This is a genomic window from Streptomyces sp. NPDC104581 (genome assembly GCF_055583685.1).
The window spans coordinates 17,247-33,683 of the sequence record NZ_JBVJNN010000044.1; the positions used below are offsets into that span (position 1 = coordinate 17,247).

The 16,437-nt window shown below is 70.2% G+C and carries 10 protein-coding genes; 3 read left to right on the plus strand and 7 right to left on the minus strand.

Annotation, left to right across the window (positions count from 1 at the left end; all coding sequences use genetic code 11):
• Positions 1-95 precede the first annotated feature (95 nt).
• The 7 genes from ACZ61E_RS27395 to eccE all read right to left on the minus strand — a co-directional run bounded on the left by ACZ61E_RS27395 (position 96) and on the right by eccE (position 11,093).
• A complete protein-coding gene (locus ACZ61E_RS27395; RefSeq protein ID WP_469702553.1) occupies positions 96-1,151 on the minus strand; it encodes an ABC transporter permease in 1,056 nt (351 codons plus the stop codon).
• Entirely contained in the window at positions 1,148-2,224 is a 1,077-nt protein-coding gene (locus tag ACZ61E_RS27400; protein WP_469702555.1) for an ABC transporter permease, read from the minus strand. Before ACZ61E_RS27400 ends, ACZ61E_RS27395 begins: the two co-directional genes overlap by 4 nt.
• Positions 2,225-2,287: 63 nt before the next feature.
• Positions 2,288-4,192, minus strand: a complete 1,905-nt coding sequence (locus ACZ61E_RS27405) for an ABC transporter substrate-binding protein (protein WP_469702556.1) — start codon at positions 4,190-4,192, stop codon at positions 2,288-2,290.
• Positions 4,193-4,623: 431 nt separating this feature from the next.
• Positions 4,624-8,064, minus strand: coding sequence for an SCO5717 family growth-regulating ATPase (locus ACZ61E_RS27410; RefSeq protein WP_469702558.1), 3,441 nt, complete (start codon positions 8,062-8,064; stop codon positions 4,624-4,626).
• Between the two features lie 506 nt (positions 8,065-8,570).
• Positions 8,571-8,804 (minus strand): DUF397 domain-containing protein, encoded by a 234-nt coding sequence (locus ACZ61E_RS27415; RefSeq protein ID WP_469702560.1) that lies wholly within the window; start codon positions 8,802-8,804, stop codon positions 8,571-8,573.
• Positions 8,805-9,036: 232 nt separating this feature from the next.
• Positions 9,037-9,735, minus strand: a complete 699-nt coding sequence (locus ACZ61E_RS27420; RefSeq protein ID WP_469702562.1) for a hypothetical protein — start codon at positions 9,733-9,735, stop codon at positions 9,037-9,039.
• On the minus strand, positions 9,732-11,093 hold the full coding sequence (gene eccE, locus ACZ61E_RS27425; RefSeq protein ID WP_469702563.1) for a type VII secretion protein EccE: 1,362 nt from the start codon (positions 11,091-11,093) through the stop codon (positions 9,732-9,734). Before eccE ends, ACZ61E_RS27420 begins: the two co-directional genes overlap by 4 nt.
• A gap of 179 nt (positions 11,094-11,272) precedes the next feature.
• Between eccE and eccB the strand changes: the two genes are divergently transcribed.
• From eccB to ACZ61E_RS27440, 3 genes are all read left to right on the plus strand, one after another.
• Positions 11,273-12,808 (plus strand): type VII secretion protein EccB, encoded by a 1,536-nt coding sequence (gene eccB / locus ACZ61E_RS27430; RefSeq protein WP_469702565.1) that lies wholly within the window; start codon positions 11,273-11,275, stop codon positions 12,806-12,808.
• A gap of 169 nt (positions 12,809-12,977) precedes the next feature.
• Complete coding sequence (gene mycP, locus ACZ61E_RS27435) at positions 12,978-14,153, plus strand: type VII secretion-associated serine protease mycosin (protein ID WP_469702596.1); 1,176 nt, start codon at positions 12,978-12,980, stop codon at positions 14,151-14,153.
• A 243-nt stretch (positions 14,154-14,396) separates the two neighbouring features.
• A complete protein-coding gene (locus ACZ61E_RS27440; RefSeq protein ID WP_469702566.1) occupies positions 14,397-14,837 on the plus strand; it encodes a hypothetical protein in 441 nt (146 codons plus the stop codon).
• Positions 14,838-16,437: the final 1,600 nt, after the last annotated feature.

Genomic DNA, 16,437 nt, shown 5'->3' on the forward strand with positions numbered 1-16,437 from the left:
CGACGCCGGGCTCGTCCGCTCCCGTGGCTCCGAGCCCCGATCGTTCCGCGGCTGCGGCTGCGGTTCCGTCACTTTCGATGTCTTCGGCGTATCGGTCAACGGGACACCCCAAGCTTCGGGTTGAGCACGGCCTCGATGGCCCGGCCGCAGAGTGTGAAGGCGAGCGCGACGAGCGCGATCGCGATACCGGGCGGCGCCAGATACCACCAGTGACCCGAGGAGACGGCCCCCGCCTCGCGGGCGTCCTGGAGCATGCCTCCCCAGGAGACGACGGAGGGGTCACCGAGCCCGAGGAACGCGAGCGTGGCCTCCGTCAGGATCGCCGTGGAGATCCCGAGCGTCGTCTGGGCGAGGACGAGCGGCATCACGTTGGGCAGCACGTGGCGGGTCATGACGTGGCCGTGTCCGCCGCCGAGTGCCCGCGCCCGCTCGATGTACGGGCGCGATTCGACGGCGATGGTCTGCGCGCGCACCAGACGTGCCGTCGTCGGCCACGAGGTCACCCCGATCGCCAGGATGACCGTCCAGATGCTGCGCGACATCACCGTCGCCAGCACGATCGCCAGCACCAGCGCCGGCATCACCAGGAACCAGTCGGTCACCCGCATGGTCACCGTCGCGAACCAGCCGCCGAAGTGCCCCGCGATGATGCCGACGAAGGTGCCGATGGCCACCGACAGCGCGGCGGCGAGGAGTCCGACGATCAGGGAGATCCGTGCCCCCCAGATCAGCAGGCCGAGCAGTGACCGGCCGAACTGGTCCGTACCGAGCGGGAATTCACCGCTCGGGCTCTCCAGCGCCGTTCCCGGCGCGTCGGTGACGCTCTGCACGTCGCCGCCGATGAACAGCGGCGACGTCAGGGCGATCAGGGCGATGACCGCGAGGCCGGCGAGACCGAGGAGGCCGGCACGGTGCGCGCGGTACTGGCGCCAGAACCGGGACACGGAGGCGCGCCGCCGTGCCCACACGAGCGCCGAGGCGGACCGCACGGCCGGCTCCCCGACCGACGGGGCCGAGGACGCCGAGGACGCCGACGGCGCCGACGAAGTCTGCGGCGTCGACGCGACCGGCGCGGGCGTCGCCGCGTCGTCGCCGGGCTCCGGGGACCCCCCGGACTCGGGGGGATTCGGCGGCGTCTCGTCGATGGTCATCGGCCCACCCGGGGATCGAGCAGCGGATACAACAGGTCGGCCAGGAGGTTCATCAGGATCATCGCTCCCGCGAAGACCACGAACAGCCCCTGCACGACGGGCAGATCGGGCACGCTCAGCGCCTGGTAGAACAGTCCGCCGAGGCCGGGCCACGAGAAGACAGTCTCGACGAGGATCGAACCCGCGGCGACGTGGCCCAAGTTGATGAAAATCATCGTGACCGTCGGCAGCATCGCGTTCGGTACGGCGTGCCGACGCCGTACGAGATCGTCCCGCAGCCCCTTGGCCCGCGCCGTCGTCAGATAGTCGCTGCCCATCTCGTCCAGCAGCGAGGACCGCATCACCAGCAGCGTCTGCGCGTAACCGACCGCGACCAGCGTCACCACCGGCAGCACCATGTGGTGCGCCACGTCGAGCACATACGCGAAGCCGGTCTCGTCGCCCGACTCCATCCCGCCGCTGGGGAACATCCCGGGAATCGGCCCGATGCCCACCGAGAACACGATGATCATCAGCAGTCCCAGCCAGAACGACGGCACGGACCAGAGAGTCAGCGCCACACCGGTGTTGACCCGGTCGCCGAGCCCCCCGTGGCGCCACGCGGAGCGCGTACCGAGCCACAGGCCGAGCGTCGAGTAGATCAGCACGGCCACGCCGGTCAGCAGCAGCGTCGCCGGCACCTTCTCGGCGATCAGTTCACCGACGGGGGCGTGGAACTGGTACGAGATCCCCAGATCGCCCGTCAGGGCCTTCGCGCAGTACTCCGTGAACTGCTGCCACATCGGCAGATCGAGTCCGAACTGCTTGCGGAGCGTGGCCATCTGCTCCAGCGACGTCGGCTTGCCGTGGGTCATGGCCTTGACCGGGTCGCCGGGGATGATCCGGAACAGGAAGAAACTGGTGACGAGGACGGCGAACAGCGAGACGGCCGCGCCGCCCAGCTTGCCCGCCACGTACAGCAGATAGCCGGTCCTGTGGCCCGTGGAGCGGGTACGGGGGCCGCCGGACGGCCCGGTCTTCACCGGGTCGTCGACGGCGTCCCGCACCACACCCGGGGTGCTTGCGGTGCTCATACGGTGTCTTTCCGGGGAAGCCTCCCGGACCCCCTGTTCGCGGTCGTGACCTTTCCCATGCTCCTACTCACGGTCCTCGGCCGTCGAGCGGCGCCGCATCATGAAGAAGAGCCCGAGTGCCGCCACGAACACCACGGCCACGCCGATCCCGACCATCGTGCCGGTGGACGAGCCGCTGTCGGAACTCGCTTCGCCGGTCCCGTCGGCCGGCACGGCGGACCACCAGCTCCAGTAGCCGTCCTGGCCCCAGATGTTGCCGGCGGCCTCGGGCATGGTCGTGATGGACTTGATCTGGTCCGTGCGGTACGCCTCGACGGCGTTCGGGTAGGCCATGACATTCATGTACCCGGTGTCGTACAGACGCGACTGGATCTGCTTGACCAGGTCGGTGCGCTTGGCCGTGTCGTATTCGACCGACTGCTTCGCATACAGCTCGTCGTACTTCTTGTCGCAGATGAAGTTGTCCGTCGCGCCGGAGGCGTCGGCCGTGGCGGGCAGGGCGCCGCAGGTGTGGATCGACAGGACGTAGTCCGGGTCGGGGTTGACCGACCAGCCGTCGAAGGCGAGGTCGTAGTTGCCCGCGAGCCACGGGTCGGAGACGTTGTCCAGGCACTCGACCTTGAGGCCGATGCCCAGCTCACCCCACCACTCCTGGAGGTACTTGCCGATGGCCTTGTCGTTCGGGTCGGTGGCGTGGCAGAGGATGCGGAAGTCGAGTGGCTTGCCGTCCTTGCCGACGCGCTTTCCGGCGGCGTTCTTCTCGTATCCGGCATCGTCGAGGAGTGTCGCGGCCTTCGCCGGGTCGTAGCCGATCTTCTGGCCGGCCGACGGCTCCCAGAAGTACGAGTCGAAGCGCGGCGGTATGTAGCCCTGTCCCTCGACCGCGTGGCCCTGGAAGACCTTGTCGACGATCGTCTTGCGGTCGACGGCGTGGAACAGCGCCTTGCGGACGTCGGGGTCGAGCAGCGCCTTGTGGCCGTTGCCGAAGGTCTTGCCGTCCTTCGCCTTCGCACCGGGGTTGGTGGCGAGCGCGAAGAAGCGGCGTCCGGGGGCGTCGTTGACCTTGATGTTGTCGGCCTTGCCGAGCGCGGCGGCCTGGGCCGGCGTCAGGCCGGCGACGAACGAGACCTCGCCCTTCTGGAGGGCGGCGACCGCGGCGTCCTTGTCCTTGTAGTACCTGAAGACCAGCTCGTCGAACTTCGGCGCGCCGCGCCAGAAGTCCTTGTTCGGCTTCAGCCGGAGGTACTGGTCGACCTTGAAGTCCTCAATGATGTAGGGGCCGTTGCCCACGATCGGGAACTTCTTGTCGTTGTTGAACTTGGAGAAGTCGCCGACCTTCTCCCAGATGTGCTTGGGCACGATCGGCACGTCCAGCGCCGTCATCGTCGCCTGCGGCTTCTTGAGCTCGATGACGAGCTTCGTGGGGTCGGGCGCGGTGACCTTCTTGAAGTTCGACGTGAAGCTGCCGTTCGCCGTGGCGGCGTTCGGGTCCGTCATCATCTTGTTGAAGGTCCACGCCGCGTCCTCGGCCGTGGCCTGCTTGCCGTCGGACCACTTGGAGTCGTCGCGGATGGTGAAGGTCCACGTCAGCTTGTCCGCCGAGGGCGTCCACTCGGTGGCGAAGGCCGGAACGGTGCGGGCGTCCTTGGCGTCGTAGTTGGTCAGGTACTCGTACGTGAGCCGGTGGACGCTGGTGGCGACGAGCGTCTGGGCCAGGAACGGGCTGAGCGAGTCGATGCTCTGGTCGACGGCGACCGTGAGGACGTTCTTGCCGTCCGCTGCGGCCGGGGCCTTGGGCGCGTTCGGCGCCGCCTGGGCCTGTGGCGCCGCGGGCAGCAGCGGACTCAGAGGGACCACGGAACCGACCACCATCGCCGTGGCAGCGGCACCGGATGCCAGGAAGAGACGGAACCGGGAGCGTTGCCGGGCGGGCTGCCGCGTCGTACGCGGTGGAATCCTTGTGACCATGGGTCGTGACCTCGCGTCATCACTCGCACGGAGAAACAGAGAACAGCAAACACGAACTGCGGAGAGAACAGAGAGAACGGGAGAGACCAGAGAACAGCGGAGAGCGGCGGACACATCTGGCGGTTGAGCGATGGAGAAGCGGGAAAGCAGCGAAACGGGGCGGGAGTTGGCGGGTCGGACGGGTGGTCGGGTGGTCGGGACTGTCATCGGCCCGAGCGGTCACTCGAAGGGGTGGCCAGAAACGATTACTCGCGTCGGCCGCGGTCGGTATGTGGGTTGACTCCAGCTCACCATCTGGTGAAGCGAAGGTTTATCAGCGCTGGTCGGGCCACGTCAACGGGCGTAGAAACCCCGTGTGGGCTGCGGGAATGCGATGAGGGTCCGTACCGTCGAGCCGGTACGGACCCTCATTGGTCTAATCCTCTGTCGCCTTACTGCTGAGGCGCTGACGGAGCCTGCGGAGGCTCCTGCTGCGGCCATCCGGCGGGCGGAACCGGACCCTGCAATTCCGGCTGTGCCGACTCGCCCGGCTGGCCGGTCTGCCCCGGTTGCGCGGGCTGCTGATGCTGCGGCTGCGCACCGGGGTACTGGCCCGGCGGGGGACCGGCCGGGGCGCCGGACGACTGCGCCTGCGACGGCAGCGACTGCTGCCACCCCTGCTGCTGCGGATAGGGCTGCTGCGGATGGTACTGATGGCTCGGGCCGTGGGGCTGCTGGCCCGGAGCCCAGGGCTGACCCTGGGCGTGCCCGGTCCCCGGAGCCTGGTGTCCAGGGGCCTGCCCCGGAGCCTGGTGTCCCGGTGTCTGGCCGGGGACTTGGTGTCCCGGTGGCTGACCGTGTCCGTACTGTCCGGGAGCCTGCGGCTGTCCGTACGGCTGCTGACCCGGCACCTGCTGGCCTGGCGCGTACTGGCCGGGCTGGCCGTGCTGTTGGCCCTGCTGGCCCGGCATCGGCGGTGCCAGGTGCGGCGGCGGGTTGCCGTCCGCCGTCCACAACCCCTGCTGCTGCTGGGCGCGTACGAAGTCCTCGGCGATCAGCGCGGACAGGTTGAAGTACGCGTCACGCGTCTTCGGCCGCATCATGTCGAGGTCGACCTCGGCACCCGCCGCCAGGTGCTCGTCGAACGGCACGACCACGACGCCGCGGCAACGCGTCTGGAAGTGCTGCACGATGTCGTCGACCTTGATCATCTTTCCGGTCTCGCGTACGCCGGAGATGACGGTGATGGACCGCTGCACCAGATCCGCGTAACCGTGGGCCGACAGCCAGTCCAGCGTCGTCGACGCGCTGCTCGCACCGTCGACGGACGGGGTCGAGATGATGATCAACTGGTCGGCCAGGTCCAGCACTCCACGCATCGCGCTGTAGAGGAGCCCCGTGCCGGAGTCGGTGAGGATGATCGGGTACTGCTTGCCGAGTACGTCGATCGCACGCCGGTAGTCCTCGTCGTTGAACGTCGTGGAGACCGCCGGATCCACATCGTTGGCGATGATCTCCAGCCCGGACGGTGCCTGCGAGGTGAACCGGCGGATGTCCATGTACGAGTTGAGGTACGGGATCGCCTGCACCAGGTCCCGGATGGTCGCCCCGGTCTCACGGCGCACCCGGCGGCCGAGAGTGCCGGCGTCGGGGTTGGCGTCGATCGCCAGGATCTTGTCCTGCCGCTCCGTGGCCAGCGTGGCACCGAGCGCGGTGGTGGTGGTCGTCTTGCCGACGCCGCCCTTGAGGCTGATGACCGCGATGCGGTAGCAGGAGAGCACCGGCGTGCGGATCAGTTCGAGCTTGCGCTGCCGCTCCGCCTCCTCCTTCTTCGCCCCGATCCTGAAGCGTGAGGCGCCGGAGGGGTTGCGGCTGCTCTTGGCCTTCGGCTTGTTGTTGCGCAGGAGGCGGTCCGAGGACAGTTCGACGGCGGCGGTGTAGCCGAGAGGTGCGCCGGGCACCGAGCGCTCACGCTGGTCGTGCGCCACCGTCGTCGGCCAGCCCCCGCCGGAGCGCGGGTCCACGGGCGGAGCGCCGGGCCCGGCCCCCGGTGCGCCGGCGGCCCCAGCGGCCCCGGGTCCGCCGGCTGGCGGGTTGCCCGGCGCGGGCTGCTGGTACGGCTGCTGCTGGGCGGGCAGATTGGGCGTCTGCGGGGCTGGAGCCGGCAGGTGCGGCGGCTGCGCATGCTGTGTCTGCGCGGGCGGCGTCTGGGGCGTCTGCGGGGGCTGGGCGGTCTGCGGCTGCTGCTGCGCGGGGACATACGGGGCGGGCTGCGCGGAGTGCGGCTGCTGGCCCTGTTGGGCTGGCTGTCCGGGTTGTCCCTGCTGAGGGAAACCGTAGCCAGGCTGCGGGCCTTGTTGCCCCGGCTGTCCGGGCTGTTGGGGGAAGCCGTAACCGCTCTGCGCGTACGGGGCATGGGGGCCGGAGTTGGCGGGCGCGGGCCCGCCCGGCTGACCCTGCTGGCCCGGCTGCGGGAATCCGTAACCGCTCTCCTGCGCCGTCGCGGCGGGAGTCGCCGGTGTGGCGGGCGCGGCGGGCGTGGCCCAGGGGGACGCCGCTGGGGGCAGCTGAGGCTGCTGGTGCTGTTGGTGGGCGGGCGCGGGAGTGATCGCGGGCGGCTGCGGTTGCGACTGGCCCTGGGACACCGATGGCGACTGCGGCTGCGGCTGAGACGCCGCGGGGCGCTCGGCGGGCCACTGCGGCGCGGGCGCCGGAGCGGCCGGCTGGAAGGCGGGCGGCAACGGCGGCAGGCCGGAGTCCGGACCGGCCGGAGCCGGGGACCACGGCAGCGCGGGGGCGGGCGGCGCCGCCGGGGTGTCCGACGGCGGAGCGGCGTCGACGGGCTCGTCCGTCGGCACCGCGTCGGCCGGCTCGTCGACTGTGTCGACCGCGTCGACGGCATCGGCCGGCTCCGGCTCTTCGCGGCTGTCCTGGACGTCGTCCGAGAGGTCCGCACGGACCACGGAGTCGCTGACATCCGCCGGTTCCCCGGAGTCGGCGTCGAAGCCGGTGTCCGCGTCGCGGTCGGAGGTGGATCGGGAATCCGCGTCGATGTCGGTCTCGTCCGACGAATCGGGGCGCTCCGAAGGCGCGTGGGCGGTGGACTCGCCGGACCCGGTCAGGTGGCTCCCACCCGTGTCTCCGTCCCTCTCTCCGTCCGCGTCGTCCCCGCCCCGTACGTCGTCCTTGACGCCGTCGTCCTCGTCGCGGTTCGTCTCCTCACCGAAACGCAGACCGGGCTGGGCGCCGGCACCCGCCCCGTCCTGCTCGTCCTTCGCCGAGGCCCCGGCAGGTGCGGCGTCGCTCGCGTCGGCCGCCGCCCCGTCAGGGGCCCCGTCGGCATCCGGAGCGCCGTCGTCGGCGTCCGCTTCACTCTTGGCCTGCTCCGCCGCCTCCTTGGCGGCGTCGATCTCCGCCATCTCGCGCTTCAGTGCGGCGGGGGAGAAGCGCATGGTCGCCCCGCTCTCCACGTCCCCGGCGCCGAAAGGCTGAGCGAATGGCTCCGGCGCGGCGGAGTCGTCGGCCGCGGCGGAGGAGGGTGTCGCAGGAGGAGGTGTCGACGGCAGGACCGGATCGACCGACGGCGGCAGGGGCGCGCTCTGCGCCGGGATCGGCGGCGGAGGCTGCTGGTGCGGCCAGTTCGGCTCGTACCCACTGCCCGCCGGCAGCCCCGGCACGGCCACCGGAGCCCCGTTCGGAGGCGGCGGCGGAGGGGTGGAGCTCCGCAAGCCCGCCCCGTCGCCCGATGTGTCCCCGGAGGCGTTCTGCGTGTACCAGGCCGGCGGGGTGTAGTCGATGGTGAACTCACCCGTCATCTCGGCGGGCTCCGCGTCGGACTGATCATCGACGGGAGTGTTCCAGTCCCCACGGATCTCGTCCCGATCGCCGTTCACTTTGCCTCCTGGTGTGGTCGAGCACCCTTGTGCCGTGGTGGGTGGGGGCGACCGTGGTCACTCGATCCGCCCGGCTCTACCCGTTGGGACGCTCCCGGAATGCCTGTGGGTTCTCGTGCGCCCCGACCCACCCTAATCGCCCGCGAGCCGGTACCGGCAGGTCCGCCCACCGGTCATCGTTCGCCCCGTACGTCGCCCCTTGTCCCCCGGTGGTTCGGGTGTGGCAGACGGTCAGGGCGACGGTGGGGTGAATCGTGACAACACCGCAGGAATGCATGCCCGTTCGCCCAGCTCCGGGCACGAGCCAACAATCCGGTATCGGCGCCCGGGCGTGGTCCGGTAGGGACGGTTCTGTCCAGGATTGCCTGTACCGACGATTCCCCGCTTCCCCATCGTCTCAGCGCGTTCCCTTCTTATAAGGAGGAAGAGGCGCGGCGCCCGCTCGCTAAGAAGGCGTAGGAGTCGGGCCATTTACTCGCGTCGATGGAGGTCCGTGGCCGCGGCCTCTATTGGAGGTCGAACTCTCCGTCGCGCGCGCCCAGTACGAACGCCCGCCACTCCGACTCGGTGTACCGCAGCACCGTGTCGGGATCCAGGGACGACCGCATCGCCACCGCCCCGCCGGGAAGGTGCGCGATCTCGACGCGCTCCTCGTCCTCGCTCGTGCCGGGGGCGCTGAGCCACTCGACGTCAGAGATGTCGAGGGCGTACAACTCGTCCTTCTCCTGTGCGGTCCCCATCGGTCGGGCCTCTCCTTCGACAACTGCTGAGTTGAACGGACTCCACGCACGAGTGGAGACGAACAGGTCCACCGGCGCGTGCTCCTACGGATCCTAGATCCGCCCGGTACGTCCGGTCCGGCGTTTCCCGTCCGGTCACTCGCACCAGGGGCTTCTCGCCCCGTACGTCACCGCCTTGGCCACCACCGCACGTGCGAGGGTCCGGGGCCCGGACCGCCCCTTACGGCGCCGCTCAGTCCATCCTGCGGGCCGTGCCCAGCAGTCCCGACTCGGCGTCCGTGGGGCTCGTCATCACCCAGTGCCGCTCGCGCCCGGCGCACCACAGGGTGACACCGTCGGCCAGGGTCGGCAGCGCCTCGCTCTCCGCCTGCGACAGCCCGAGGATCTGGCCTGTCTGCTCGGCCTCGCGCGGCGACACCCGCTGCACACCCACCAGCGTCGAGTTGCGCATCAACCGGGGCGCGACGGGGCTCAGATACGGCAGCAACGTCAGCACCGACTGCCACGGTGCCGACACCACACGGCCACGGGGCGGCCGCATGCCCGCGTCGCGTACGACCACCACGGGGCTGCCCACCGTCGCTCCCTGGGGCGGCACCCGGCCCACGTCGTGCAGGGTGATGCACTCCAGGCCCGCGCCGGCGGCCTGTGCCAGCAGCGTCCATGCCTGGGCGCGCCCCGTCTCCACGACCACGCGCGCCCCGGTGCCCGCCGCGCGCAGCGCTATCACCTGCGCCGTCCAGAGGCCGCCGATCAACAGCACGTCGTACGGCGCGGAGCGGTGGAACCCCACCATCTGGGGGTGCCCCTCGGCGTCGTCACCGATCACCACCCCGTCGTCACCGACCGGCAGTGAGAGCGCGCCGAGTTCGTCGGCGGGCATGGTGTGACCCGCGTGCCGCGGGCCGAGCAGTGTGCGCAGCCCGCTCATCGGGCGCCTCCCAGCGGGAGTGTGGCGAGGGCCCCGGGCAGTTGCTCATGGTCGAGACGGACGAGACCGACCTTCGCCGAGCGCGCGGCCTGCTCCAGCAGCCGCCGCACACCGACCAGTTCCGTGTCGCTGACGCCGGTGATACGGACATGGCCGTTCACCGTCATGGCGCCCAGACGGGTGCCGCGCCGCAGGGTGAGGCTGAAGGTCGTCGCGTACGCCGGGGTGGCGGTGAGCAGCGACACCAGCTTGGGCAGCGGAGCGGCGCCGCGCCCCAACTCTGGCCAGCGGCCCACCGCGTAGGTCGTGTGCCACTTCTCGTCGCACCGCCACACGCGCGGAGTCTCGGCCGTGCGCCGCGCCGGGGCGGCGCCGGGGTGTGCGGCGTGGGCGGCCTGTACGGGGCTGGCACAGGCCGACGTGGCGATGGTGGAGTTCAGCTCCTCCTGGTCCAGTACGACGGCCCGGAACCCCGCTCCGGTGATCCGGCTCGCCACGTGGTCCGCCACTCGTACGAGGCAACGTTGAGCACCCTCGACGCCGCCCCCGCGCGAGTCCACCGCTTCCCGGCACAGTTCGGGGTCCAGCTTGACCGCCACCCATGTCAGCCGCAGGGCAGGGGCTCCGGTCTTCTCCTGAAGAGGTACGTACGAGAGCCGGGCCACCGATTGCCGCGGCAGGTGCGGCGCGGGCGCGGAACGCACCTGCTGCACCAGCTGGACCGACTCCAGCCTGATGTCGTCGACCTCCAGGGCGCCGCCCAGGAGGGAGAGAGGCAGCGCCCGGGCGCCGAAGGCGGGCCGCAGCGCGGACCCGCTCGCCTCGACCCGTACGACGGCCGTGAGGAAGCTCCCGTCGCCCAGCATGCCCACGGTGCGGCGGTCGCGGTCGACGTAGGTGTACGGGCGCAGCGCCGGGACGGCCTCCGCGACAGGGGCCAGCGACGGATCGACGTCCACCGCCGCGGGCCCGGCGGCCCGCTCGCGCGCACGGAGGGAGAGAACGGTCGAGAGCCAGTCCTGGACGGCATGGCCGCGGCGCCGTACGACGGCGAAGAGGACCAGCACGCAGGCGACGGCGATCGTGGGCACCATCCACAGCCCGCCGAGCACGGCGCCACCGGCGGCCAGTGCGAGCGCCACCTCGACGAGCACCAACTGCCGTAGCTGGAAGGGGCCGACGTGGCTGGTGCGGGAGAGGGCCCGCAGTGTGGTCGTGGCGGGCACACGCGGCGCGGTGCCCGCCGCCGGGGGCGTCGGGGCGGTGCCGGAGACAGGAGCGTTGCGGCGTTGCCGACGGGAAGAGCCGGGGGGCTGTCCGGAGGTCCGCCCAGTGCGCTCGCGCGTCGCCGTACCCATCCCCGCGTTGCCCCCTCTGTCCGAATTGGCCATTTCCCCATGGGCGGTTGACCGGGCGATCACCCTACCTGAGCAGTGAGGCGTGATCGCCAGCATGCATAGTAGGGGCCGGAACGACGGCAACCCTCTGTAAGAGAAGGGGGTCTGGCCGCGCAGTGGGGGAGAGGGACAGCGGACAGATGGCATCACGACGGGACGAACTCAACGCCTACACCTTCGCGAAGCGAAGGCTGATCGCGCAGTTCGTGCGGCCGAACTCGACCGGTTCGGAAGAGGGTGCGCCCCGTCCGCTGCGCGGGGTGGTGCCCGGGATGATCGTCGCCGTGGTCATTCTCGCGATCTTCGGCGCGTGGGGGATGTTCAAACCGGTGGCACCCAAGGAGTGGGACACACCCGGCGAGAACGTCATCATCGCCAGCAAGTCCACCACCCGTTATGTGGTGTTGAAGACCGGGGACCCCGGCAAGATCCAGCTCCATCCGGTCCTGAACATGTCCTCGGCCAAGCTCCTCCTCAACCCCGACAAGGGCAAGGTCATCAACGTCGACGAGTCGGTGCTCGACAGCGGCAAGATCCCGCACGGTGCCACCCTCGGCATCCCGTACGCCCCGGACCGGCTGCCCGATGCCAAAGAGGCCGGCGCCGCCAAGCGCTGGGCGGTCTGTGAGCGCCCCGGGGAGGGCGGGCAGGCCATCGAGAAGGCCACATTCGTCTTCGCGGAGCGCGAGCGGAAGAAGACCGAGGGCGCGAACCAGCTGACCGGCGGCGAGCTGATGTACGTGGAGGGGCCCGACAAGGCCCGCCACATCGTGGACGCCACGGGCAAGGCATACGAGGTCGACGCGGACGACGACGTGTTGCTGCAACTGGTCGTCGGTGGAGACCGTAAGCCGCAACGGGTGTCCGCGGCCTGGTTGGCCACCCTGCACCGCGGCGACGCCGTCGAGTTCCCGGAGATCGACGGGACGATCGGCGCCGACGCGGGCGTCGGCGGTGAGCTGGACCCCTCACTCGACAAGGTCGGCACGGTCCTCACGGCGACGGACGGGACCAAGGACCAGAACTACGTCGTCCTGGAGGGCCGGGCCGCCCCGGTCTCCGACTTCATCGCCAAACTGCTGCTCGGCAGCCCCGACCTGATCGAGGTCGCCCAGAACGGCAAGGCCACGTCCGTCAGCGCCGCGGCGTTCCGGCCGGGCGCGCCGTTCGGACAGGACAACGACTGGCCCGAGAACGACCCCGACGCGGTCAACTCCGCGAGCACGGGGGAGGGAAGCCGTAACACCGTGTGCAACGTACTGCGCGAGGTGGACGCCGACAGCGGCGACACCAAGCTCACCACGTGGGCCGGCACCGGCTTCCCCGAGACGCTGGCGACCGGAGCCACGAGCGCGTACGTCACCCCCGGGTCCGGCCAGCTCTTCCGCCAGTTCACGGGCGGCACCACCAAGTCCGGGTTCCTCTTCCTGGTGACGGACACCGGCCTGCGGTACGCGATGCAGTCCAACGGGGACAGCGCGACGGACGACTCGGGGATCGGTGAATCCGGTTCGCAGAAGGAGCGGCAGGCGGCCCGGGACGAGGTGCGGAAGGCGCAGAACAGGCTCGGCTACCAGAACGTCGACGCGGCGCCGATGCCCGCCGCCTGGGCCGGTCTCCTCCCGACGGGTCCCAGGCTGTCGACCGGGGCCGCGCGTCAGCCGCAGGGTTCGTGAGGGCGGGGCAGCCATGACGGACATCCGCAGCCGCACTCGTACCCCCGGCCGCCGGCGTACGCCCTCCGACGGGAGCACGCGCACGCCCAACTCCCCATCCACGTACCGCGGGTTGGCGGCGAGGACGACGGCGACGGCGACCGCCGTGACCACCGCCGCCCTCGCCCTCATGACGCTGTCGGCACCCACCGCGAGCGCCGACACGGGGCAGTGTTCCTTCCCCGGCGAGAAGTACGAGGGCCGCCCCTGGGCCCTGCAACGCGTCCTGCTCGACGAGCTGTGGAAGCAGTCCACCGGCGAGAACGTGAAGGTCGCGGTCATCGACACAGGCGTCGACATCAAGAACCCACAGCTCGCCAAGGCGGTGGACACGGGCAGCGGCCTCAACCTGATGCCCCCGGACGCCAAGGACGACAACGGGAACAGACTCGAACGGGGCAAGGCGAACGGCACGACCGACGTCGTCGGCCACGGCACCAAGGTCGCCGGCATCATCGCGGCGCGCCCCGCCGAGGGAACCGGCTTCGTGGGCCTCGCGCCCGACGCCACGATCATTCCGATCCAGCAGAACGACGCGTTCGGCAACGGCAGCGCCGAATCGCTCGCCGAGGCCATCGAGCACGCGGTCCAGCAGGACGCCGACGTCATCAACATCTCCCAGGACACGGCGGACGCCGTGGAGCCGACGACGATGCTGAAGCAGGCGGTGGACAACGCCCTCGCGGCGGAAGTCGTGATCGTCGCCTCCGCGGGCAACGACGGCCTCGACGGAAAGGTGAAGGAGACCTACCCCGCCTCGTACGAAGGAGTGCTGGCCGTGGCGGCGTCCGACCGGAACAACGAACGCGCTCCGTTCTCCCAGTCGGGTGAGTTCGTCGGCATCGCGGCGCCGGGGGTCGACATGGTCACGACGGTCCCGGGCGGCGGCCACTGCGCGGACAACGGGACCAGCTTCTCCGCCCCGTACGTCGCGGGAATCGCCGCTCTGATCAAGAGCAAGCACAAGGGGTGGACGCAGAAGCAGATCGTCGCCCAGATCCAGCAGACGGCGGAGCGCTCGATCCCCGGCCGCGACCGCCTCGTCGGCTGGGGAGTGGTGGATCCGGTCCGCGCGCTGACCGAGGATGACAAGCCCGTTGAGAGACCGGTGGCACACGAAGGAGTGACCAGGGCCGAGGCACCGACCCCGGCCGAGCTCGACCTCGGCGAGACGGCCGAGGAACGGAACTCCCGGCTCGCGACCTACGTCGTCGTCGGAGGCGTCGTCATGGTGGCGGCGATCACGGGCGGTTCGGTGGCTCTGCGCGATTCAAGACGCCGGGCGCGGCGGGTTCAGGAGAGTTGAGGAGAGTCGGTGAACGGGGCGGGTGGGTTCGGTGGGACGGCGGAGGACCCGCTCAGGTAATCAAGTCACCTGAACAACAACCCACTTAGAGGTGTCCGAGCAAGTAGCTAGAGTGGTCGCGAGCGATCACCGAGTGTATGTGGACGGACCGGTCCGCTCGGGTCGCGGTGCGGGACAGCAGCAGCAAACGGGGAGGAACGGGCATCGTGCCTGAGTCGGTGGGCGGCATGAGCGGGGGCGCTGATGGCCAGCAATCTTGAGCGCGGCGTCGGAGCGCTGAAGAGGTTCCAGAGCCAGATCAACACCCTGCTCGCGGAGTTCGAGGGCGGCGCGGCCGGCAACGGTGAGATCGCGGCCCAGCGCGTACCGCGGTCGTCTTTCAGCGGCCCGGGCAAGTTCGACGAGGCCGAGGGCTTCTCGACGCAGTACGAGCGGGTGCACACCTCCCTCGTCTCGCTGTCCAAGTCCCTCGGGGAGCAGATAGAGCTGCTGAGCATTGGAGTTCACGCGGCGGACGTCGGCTACGACAACGTCGAGGAAGACCTGCGGTACCGCTTCCACTCCATCCAGACGCGCTTGGAAGAGCAGCGCGAGGCGCACGAGAAGCAGCAGCGGCAGGAGCGGGGCGAGGCCCCCGACGCGCCGCGCCAGAACGCCACCGGCGGCACGAAGGACTTGGGGTGACGAGACATGAGTGACGACAGGAATCCGCCGCTCTCCCCTCACGAACAGCAGCAGAACGAGGACGCCGCCAAGATCCAGACGGAGTTCGGCGCGACCGACGCCGCGGAGCGCGCGGCGACGTCCATGGGCGGGCTCTTCTTCGGCAACTTCGGGGGCTTCTTCGGCCGAACGAGCTTCGAAGAGCGCGGCCTCAACGACATGCTCGACCTGCTGGACGGCGCGAACCCCTCGGACCTGGAGAACGCAGGCAAGAACCTCGAAAGGGCCAAGAAGAGCCTCAACGACGCCGCGCAGGAACTCAGCGACTTCGTCAGGGCGACGGACTGGCAGGGTGAGGGAGCCACCGAGTTCCAGCGCTACGGCGGCGAACTCGCCGGGTACGCCTGGGGCCTTGCCTCGTTCGCGAACGTCGTAGGCACCCAGATGTCCGTCGCGGCCACGGGCCTGGCCTCGGTCCGCAACTCCAAACCGCCCCGCGACAACCGGGCGGACCCCAGGCGTCCCAGGGACTTCCCGGTCTCGGAGCAGAGGCAGGACAACCCGGAGTACAAGCAGGCGGTACAGGCGGAGGAGAATCGCCAGGAGGCCATCAACCAGATGAACCGCCTGGCGTCGTTCTACGCGGTGTCGGAGCAGTCGCTGGCGGCGGCGAAGGAGCCGGAGCTGCCGAAGATGCTGGCGGCGGATGTGCCGCGACCGCAACAGGGCGAGTGGGGCACCGACTCTGATTCAGGAGACTCAGAAAGTAGGGGCATCGCTGGGTCGTCGCCTCAGCAGTCAAGCGCCCTACGTGCCGATGCAGGCGGTACAGGCGGAGTGTTGCGTACCAGTACCGATGGCTTGGTCCCACAGCAGTCGACACCGAACACATCGATGGAGCTCGACAGCGTCAAGACCTTGCCGCCCACCACGACGAATCCCGGTCCCACGCAGCCTCCCACGGCGCCAGTTGGACCAAACTCAGGAAACCAGCACTTCCCAGCGCCTTTGGCGCCCAATCTCGGTCTTCCCGTACGCGGCGGCGGTCCTCGTTCCGGCCCGCCACTCGCGCCGAGAGGCGGAGGACCGGGGCCTGTCTCCAACGCGAAAACGAGCACGGGAGGGGGTGGCCGTCAGCCCCCTATGGGGCGGCCAACCCCAATCGGCGGCGGCACCAACTCGGGTACACAGCCGGGCAAAGGACCTGTTGGCAGGCCGACAACCATGGGACCCGGAGTAGGACGTGGTGGTGGCACGGGTGCCACCCGGAGCCCCATGGTCGGTCGACCGAGCACGGGCGGGCCGCCCATGGGCGGACGTTCCGGTCCGGGATCTTCCTCCGCGCCCCGTACGGGCCGTGTGAACGGCATCGTCGGAGGCACCCCACAACGCGCCTCCGGCAGTGGCACGGGCGCCTCCGGATCACGTATCCCCAGAGGGAATGTCATCGGAGGTCCGGGTAGCGCGACGCCTGGCCGCCCGGTGTCGGCTGCACGTCCCAGCCAGTCCGGTGTCGTGGGGTCGGAGTCGGATAAGGGCCCTCTACGGCCTACGGGGCGGGGTATGCCCACCTCCACCAATGGCGTCGTGGGCACCCCGCGAAGCGCGAGTGCACCCGCCA